Source organism: Streptomyces sp. ADI95-17 (assembly GCF_003846175.1).
Classification (GTDB): Bacteria; Actinomycetota; Actinomycetes; order Streptomycetales; family Streptomycetaceae; genus Streptomyces; species Streptomyces sanglieri.
On sequence record NZ_ML123044.1, the window covers coordinates 1,727,746 to 1,734,426 of the forward strand.

9 protein-coding genes are annotated in these 6,681 nt (G+C 69.6%); 1 reads left to right on the plus strand and 8 read right to left on the minus strand.

Annotated features, from left to right (window positions below; all coding sequences use genetic code 11):
- Positions 1–36 precede the first annotated feature (36 nt).
- The 5 genes from EES42_RS07885 to EES42_RS07910 form a co-directional block, all read right to left on the minus strand.
- Positions 37–540: a Fur family transcriptional regulator gene (locus tag EES42_RS07885; RefSeq protein WP_124717290.1), complete on the minus strand. Its 504-nt coding sequence runs from the start codon at positions 538–540 to the stop codon at positions 37–39.
- Between the two features lie 56 nt (positions 541–596).
- Positions 597–1,169 carry a heme-binding beta-barrel domain-containing protein gene (locus tag EES42_RS07890; RefSeq protein ID WP_124717291.1) on the minus strand — a complete coding sequence of 191 codons (573 nt, stop codon included), beginning with the start codon at positions 1,167–1,169 and terminating at the stop codon, positions 597–599.
- 253 nt (positions 1,170–1,422) lie between these two features.
- Positions 1,423–2,319, minus strand: a complete 897-nt coding sequence (locus tag EES42_RS07900; RefSeq protein WP_124717292.1) for a hypothetical protein — start codon at positions 2,317–2,319, stop codon at positions 1,423–1,425.
- Entirely contained in the window at positions 2,316–3,146 is an 831-nt protein-coding gene (locus tag EES42_RS07905) for a hypothetical protein (protein ID WP_326741821.1), read from the minus strand. Before EES42_RS07905 ends, EES42_RS07900 begins: the two co-directional genes overlap by 4 nt.
- Positions 3,143–3,970, minus strand: coding sequence for a hypothetical protein (locus EES42_RS07910; protein WP_346775380.1), 828 nt, complete (start codon positions 3,968–3,970; stop codon positions 3,143–3,145). Before EES42_RS07910 ends, EES42_RS07905 begins: the two co-directional genes overlap by 4 nt.
- A gap of 163 nt (positions 3,971–4,133) precedes the next feature.
- Between EES42_RS07910 and EES42_RS07915 the strand changes: the two genes are divergently transcribed.
- The gene (locus EES42_RS07915; protein ID WP_124717294.1) at positions 4,134–4,496 is read left to right on the plus strand and encodes a DsrE family protein; all 363 of its coding nucleotides are present in this window, start codon (positions 4,134–4,136) and stop codon (positions 4,494–4,496) included.
- A 21-nt stretch (positions 4,497–4,517) separates the two neighbouring features.
- Here the strand turns inward: EES42_RS07915 and EES42_RS07920 are convergent, their stop codons facing one another.
- From EES42_RS07920 to EES42_RS07930, 3 genes are all read right to left on the minus strand, one after another.
- The gene (locus EES42_RS07920) at positions 4,518–4,775 is read right to left on the minus strand and encodes a DUF3099 domain-containing protein (protein ID WP_124717295.1); all 258 of its coding nucleotides are present in this window, start codon (positions 4,773–4,775) and stop codon (positions 4,518–4,520) included.
- A gap of 147 nt (positions 4,776–4,922) precedes the next feature.
- Entirely contained in the window at positions 4,923–5,210 is a 288-nt protein-coding gene (locus EES42_RS07925) for a DUF1416 domain-containing protein (RefSeq protein WP_018490348.1), read from the minus strand.
- 50 nt (positions 5,211–5,260) lie between these two features.
- Positions 5,261–6,106, minus strand: a complete 846-nt coding sequence (locus tag EES42_RS07930) for a sulfurtransferase (RefSeq protein ID WP_124717296.1) — start codon at positions 6,104–6,106, stop codon at positions 5,261–5,263.
- Positions 6,107–6,681: the final 575 nt, after the last annotated feature.

A 6,681-nucleotide genomic window follows, 5' to 3' on the forward strand; every position in this document is an offset into this window, starting at 1 on the left:
ACGCGGTGTGAATGGTACGACCGGAGAGGCCGGGCGCTAGGGCCGGCCGGCGTCCTTCGCACCCTCGGTGCTCGCCGCGCCCTCTGCCGCATTGGCCGCGTCCTCGGTGCTCTCGGCCGCGGCCTTCGCCGTGCACCCGGCACAGCGGCCGAAGATCGCGAAGTGCTTCATGTCCGTCTCGAACCCGAAGCCGTCCCGGAGCTTCGCGGTGAACTCCGCGACGACGGAGACATCGGCCTCGATGACGTCGGTGCAGTCCCGGCAGACCAGATGGATGTGGTGGTGACGGTCGGCCAGGTGGTACGTGGGTGCCCCGTGCCCCAGATGGGCGTGGCTGACGAGCCCGAGCTCCTCCAGGAGTTCGAGCGTCCGGTAGACGGTGGAGATGTTCACGCCGGACGCGGTCCTGCGCACCTCGCAGAGGATGTCGTCGGGTGTCGCGTGTTCCAGCGCGTCGACGGCTTCCAGGACGAGCTGGCGCTGCGGCGTCAGCCGATAGCCGCGCTGTCGGAGGTCGGACTTCCAGTCGGTGCTCACCACACGCCCAGTGTAGGACCGGGTGAGCACCTGCCCGCGGACTGCTTGAAGAAGGCGATCTACTTGAAGAAGGCGATGCCGTCGTCCGGGAGGTCGCCGAGGCTCTTCGCCATCTCCTCGACCTCTTCCGGGGTGACGACCTTCTTCAGGTGCGCCGACATGTACGGGCGCAGCTCCACCTCGGGGGTGGCCTTCTCGCCGACCCACATCAGGTCGCTCTTCACGTAGCCGTACAGACGCTTGCCACCGGTGTACGGGCCGGAGGCCGCGGTCCGCGCCACCGCGTCGGTGACCAGGTCGATCTGCGGCTTCTGATCGGCCAGCTCGCCGTACCAGATCTCGATGACGCCCTGGTCGCGGGCCATGACGACCTCGACCTTGCGGTCCTTGTCGATGCGCCAGTAGCCGGACTCGGACTCCAGCGGCCGGACCTTCTTGCCCTCGGAGTCGAGCACCCAGGTGTGCGAGACGTACTCCAGGAAGTCACGGCCGTCCTGGGTGAAGGAGACCTCCTGGCCGAAGTTGCACTGCTCGGCGCCGGGGAAGTCGGAGACGCCGGCGCCCGCCCAGTTGCCGAGGAGGAAGGCCAGCGGGACGAGGTCCGGGTGGAGGTCGGACGGAATCTCGATCATGAGCGGCTCAGACGATCTGTGAGGTGGGACAGGGGAGGTGTCAGCGCTGACCCTGGTACAGCTTCTTCACGGTCAGCCCGGCGAAGGCGAGAACGCCGACGCAGACCAGGACCAGCAGGGCGGAGAAGAATGCCTCAAGCACGGGAACTCCTTGCAACGAGCGTTATGGCAGCAGTACGGGGCCGGCCCCAGCCTAATGGGTTGGGGCCGGCCCCGCCGGTTCGGGGTTTGCCGGGGGCCGCCGGGGGACGGGTCAGCCCAGCAGCTGATTCTGCAGGATCACCGTCTGGTGGAACGGAACGCTCCGGGTGCCTTCCTTGCCCTTGCGGGACTGGACGACGAGGGCGAGCGTGTCGCCGGCGACCAGGTAGCCGTGGCGCACCTGCGCCTCGCCGTACGGCTTCGCCTCGTCGTACACGTAGGACGAGGTGCCCGGCACCTTGCCGCCGCCGTTCCAGTCCTCGTCGAGAACGGTCTCGGGCGCCCCGGCGAGCGGCACCGGTGATCCGCTGACGATGATCCCGTCCAGGAAGGACTGGGCGAAGGCCGTCGAGTTGAACCGGACGAGATAGATCCGGGTCGATGTGCCGTCCGGCATGGTCCAGCCGCGGGCGGCGACGTGCCGCGGGGCCGAGTCCTTCAGCGTCTGCGCGAGGTCGGAGCGCCCGCCCTTCGCGTACTCGGAGAGGTACCGCCCGGTGCTCACCCAGCCGCCGTCGAGCTTCTTGTCCACGACCGCTCCGGCCGGGGCGGGCAGCAGCAGGCGCCGCAGGTCGGCGTGGTGGATCTCGGCGACGTTGCCGTCGCTGTACGGGCGGGGCGAGCCGGCCGGGAGCGCGGGCAGGCCGAGCCGGGGGTAGTCCCAGCGGCCGTCGCTCTCGGTGGCCAGACCGGGCACGTCGGTGCGTTCCATCGAGGTGATCCCGAAGGCCGTACCGGCACCGAGCCCGCCGAGGACCAGGGCGGCGGCGGTCCACCGGGCGACGGCCCGCAGCACCCGCCGCGGCGGCTTCGGCGCCTGGGGCGGTACGGGGGTGGCCTCGGCGGGCACGGCGGGTGCGGCGGGCACGGCGGGTGCGGCGGGTGCGGCGGGCACAGCGGGTGCGGCGGGCACGGCCTGGGCCGGTGTTTCCGTCGTCTGCTCGGTCATACGTACTCCCCCGGGGACGCGATGTGGTTCAGCTGGTCCTTCAGGAGTTCGGCGACGGCCTTCCGGTCGAACGGCCTGGTGCCGGACGCCGAGAGGCCGATGCTCAGCTCGCCGTCGTACGCCAGGCAGTTCATCGACTCGATGGCGTCCTTGCTGTCCTTGCTGTCCTTGCGCAGGACGTAGCACCTGGCGTTCCGCGTGTGCCCCTTGATCTTCGGCTCCGTGCGGAAGATGCCGATGGACTCGAAGAGGCCCGTCCTGAAGGTGTAGAGGTTCCGGACGGCCCTCTTGTCCTTCATCCGCATGATCTCGGTGCTGATCGTCAGGTTGTTGGCGTCCACGGTGTAGGAACGGGCGGCGATGCCCTCGATACGGAGCTTGTCGATCCGCTTCTCGTAGGCCCGGCGCTCCCTGCCCGCGAGACCGCGGGCGTTCTGCTTCATGGCGGCGGTCGCCTTCTTGCCGCTCTGCTCGCCGTCGTTGCCCAGCTCCCCGTTGTCGGGGCCGAGCCGGTAGCCGGCCGGGACGGGCAGCAGCAGCTTGCTGAGCGCGGTGGAGGCCCGGCCCCGGGTCACGTCACCGGCCGGGTCCTTGCCCGGCTCGTGCTCGGGCTCCGCCACGAGGCGGGTCCTGACGCTGCGGTCGGCGCCGTCCACCGAGTTCTTGGTGTACACGGCCGCGCCCGCGACCGCGGCGACCACCAGCACGACGGGAAGCGCCGTGAGGACCGCCCGGCGCGGACGGCCGGAGGCAGCGGTCCCGGCGGCGTCGGCGTTCACGTCGGCGTTCACGTCGGGAGCGGTCGTCTGCGTGGTCACGTCGTTCACAGGCGCTCCAGCTGTCTCTCGGCCAACGTCCGGATGTCCTTCTTGCTGATCGGTACGGTGTCGTAGAGGTGGATGTCGGCCACGATGTCGCCCCGGTACACGGTGGCCCTGGCCTGGTACGACGGCAGATAGCCCGGCTTCCGCTCGACCTCGTAGAGGAAGTAGCGGCCGTTGCCGCTGCCCTTGATCGGATCGCCGCTGTTGCCCGCGCCGATCTCGGTTCCGGGCATGTACCCGAGCTGGCCCTCGGCGAATTCCTGGGCTCCCGGGAAGGTCGACGAGCCGAACTGCACGAGATTGATCTCGGCGGTGCGGTACTGCCCACGCTTCCAGGCCGCGCTCGCGATCCGGCGTATGTCGGTCTCCAGGAAGTACTCGTACATGGAGCCCTCCTCCTTGAAGGAACGGGCGTAGACGTCCGGGCGCAGCCAGCCGTCGCCGATGCCCGGCACCGAGCTGTCGTCGTCGCTCCAGCCCGCGGGCCGGTCGACGATCAGCTTGCGCAGGTCGCCGTCCGTCCTGACCTGGTGGTCCTGGGATGCGGGCAGCGGGTCGGGGGCCTTGCCCGGCGGCAGTGCTTTCGCCGGATACGCCAGATCGGGCTGGGCCAGGGCGGGCAGCGGGGTCGGGGCCCGCTTGGCCTGCACGTCGTAGCCCACGGCGGTGCCGCCCGCGATGCCGAGCACCGCGGCAGCGGCGATGAGCAGCGCCGTACGACCGCGCGGGCGCTTCGCGACGGGCGCGGCGGCCATCGGCGTGGCGGCCGGTGTGACGGGCGGCGCGGCAGGCGGTGTGACGGCCGGTGCGACGTCGGGCTCGGCCACGGGATCGGGCTCGACCTCGGGCGCCGGCCCGTCAGAAATGGTGTCTTTCGTTTCCAATTGGGGTCCCCCCACGAGACCAGAAGCGCTGATTCCGTTATCCGCGCACCTACCCGACTGCCACCGATAAGAGGAGGTTGCCCGCTCGACGATTACAGTTCGGCATATGCCGAAGAAGCTCGTGATCAAGGTGACCGCAGGTGCCGACTCCGCCGAGCGCTGCTCGCAGGCGTTCACGGTGGCCGCGGTCGCCGTCGCCAGCGGGGTCGAGGTCTCGCTCTGGCTGACCGGGGAGTCCTCGTGGTTCGCACTGCCGGGGCGCGCCGCCGAATTCGAACTGCCGCACGCCGCGCCGCTGCCGGATCTGATCGAGTCGATCCAGGCGGGCGGCCGGATCACCCTGTGCACGCAGTGCGCGGCCCGTCGTGACATCACCGAGCAGGACGTCCTGGAGGGCGTACGGATCGCCGGTGCCCAGGTCTTCGTCAGCGAGATCATGGCCGACGGCGTCCAGGCCCTCGTCTACTGACGCGAAAGCGCCGGGAACCCCTTACCGCCGCTTCTTGCCGTCGAGTTCGTCCCACCACTCGTCGGACTTCGGGTCGCCGGACGGATCGTCCCACCAGCGGTCCTCCGGCCCCCGCCGGTTGGCGACCATGGCCGCGATGGGCGGGATCACCATCGCGACGAGGCACATCGCTATCGCGGCGGGCATCGACCACAGCCTGACAAAGGCCCAGGCCGATACGAACAGGACGATGCAACCGCCCATCATCAGGAAATAGCCACGCCGGCGTCGGGCGTACATACCTCCAGCGTAGGCCCGCCCCGGCCCATGGCGCAGGCCCGGTTTCCGCCCGTGCGAACGGCACGAAGGGCCGTACCCCGTTCAGGAAGGCGTCCAACCCCCTGGGGTACGGCCCTTCGGCCGATCCGTGTCGCGGTGCGCGAGGCGCTAGACCGCGATCGCGACCTCGGAGAGGCCGCCGGTCTGTGCCACGACCGTGCGGTCGGCGCTGCCGCCGGGGACGAGGGCGCGCAGCGTCCAGGTGCCCTCGGCCGCGTAGAAGCGGAACTGTCCGGTCGCCGAGGTCGGGACCTCGGCGGTGAACTCGCCGGTCGAGTCCAGCAGGCGGACGTAGCCGGTGACGGGCTCGCCGTCGCGGGTCACGCTGCCCTGGATGGTGGTCTCACCGGGCTTGATGGTCGAAGCGTCGGGGCCGCCGGCCTTTGCTCCACACATGGTGTTCTGTCCTTCTGGTCGGGGGTCGTGCCGGTCCGGGTCGTGCGGGGTTACTTGTTGGCGCCGAGCTCGATCGGCACGCCCACGAGGGAGCCGTACTCGGTCCACGAACCGTCGTAGTTCTTGACGTTCTCCTGGCCGAGCAGCTCGTGCAGCACGAACCAGGTGAGCGCGGAGCGCTCGCCGATGCGGCAGTACGCGATGGTGTCCTTCGCCAGGTCGACCTGCTCGGCCTCGTAGAGGGCCTTGAGCTCGTCGTCCGACTTGAAGGTGCCGTCGTCGTTGGCGTTCTTCGACCACGGGATGTTGCGGGCGCTCGGCACGTGGCCGGGGCGCTGGGACTGCTCCTGCGGGAGGTGCGCCGGGGCGAGCAGCTTGCCGCTGAACTCGTCGGGCGAACGCACGTCGACCAGGTTCTGGTTGCCGATCGCCTCCACGACGTCGTCGCGGTAGGCGCGGATCGACTCGTCCTGCGGCTGGGCCTTGTACTCGGTGGCCGGGCGGGACGGGATCTGGTCGCCGTCGACCAGGTCGCGGGAGTCGAGCTCCCACTTCTTGCGGCCGCCGTCGAGCAGGCGGACGTCCTGGTGACCGTAGAGCTTGAAGTACCAGAACGCGTAGGACGCGAACCAGTTGTTGTTGCCGCCGTACAGGACGACCGTGGTGTCGTTGCCGATGCCCTTCTCGGACAGCAGCTTCTCGAACCCGGCCTGGTCGATGAAGTCACGGCGGACCGGGTCCTGGAGGTCCTTGGTCCAGTCGATCCGGATCGCGTTCTTGATGTGGTTCTTCTCGTACGCCGAGGTGTCCTCGTCGACCTCGACGAGAGCGACCTTCGGGTCGTCGATGTGGGCCTCGACCCAGTCGGCGTCTACCAGGACGTCACTGCGGCTCATTCTGTTCTCCTCCGGGGCAGTCTGCGGCGAGATGATGCGAGACGGTGCGTGATGCGGATGTACGCCGGCGCGGCGTGCGGCGCACATACAGCGGCGATCGGGATGGGCCCTGACTTCGGTCGAAGGGCCGGGGGGAACGCGGGGTGCCGAAGGCTCCCGCTCAGACAGTGCGACAGAGCATGGCGGCGACGCGGCACAGGTCCACTGCCCGCCGCTTCGTGAGATCCGCCCGTCCCCGCTGTGGGAGACCGCCAATAGAGCACTGCATGGGACCGATCGTAGGGAGGTGCGGGCGGACATGTCACCGCCGTGTCGCATCCTGAGACACGATCGTCCGCAATGCGGGACGTGAGTGGGGGCGAATCACCCCTCACGCCACTCCCGCATCATGGGCGGGCACCGGCCATCTACGGATCGGACACAGCCGTCTCAATATGTGGCGCGACGTTGCGTGGTGTTGCGTGGCGTTGCCGTGGTGCTGCGTACGAGGCATGCGGGGGTGCCGGCCGAGCACGGGGAGGCCGGGGACCTGCGGCAATGGGCCGAACGAGAGGCCCTAAGGGCTGTCCCGCAAA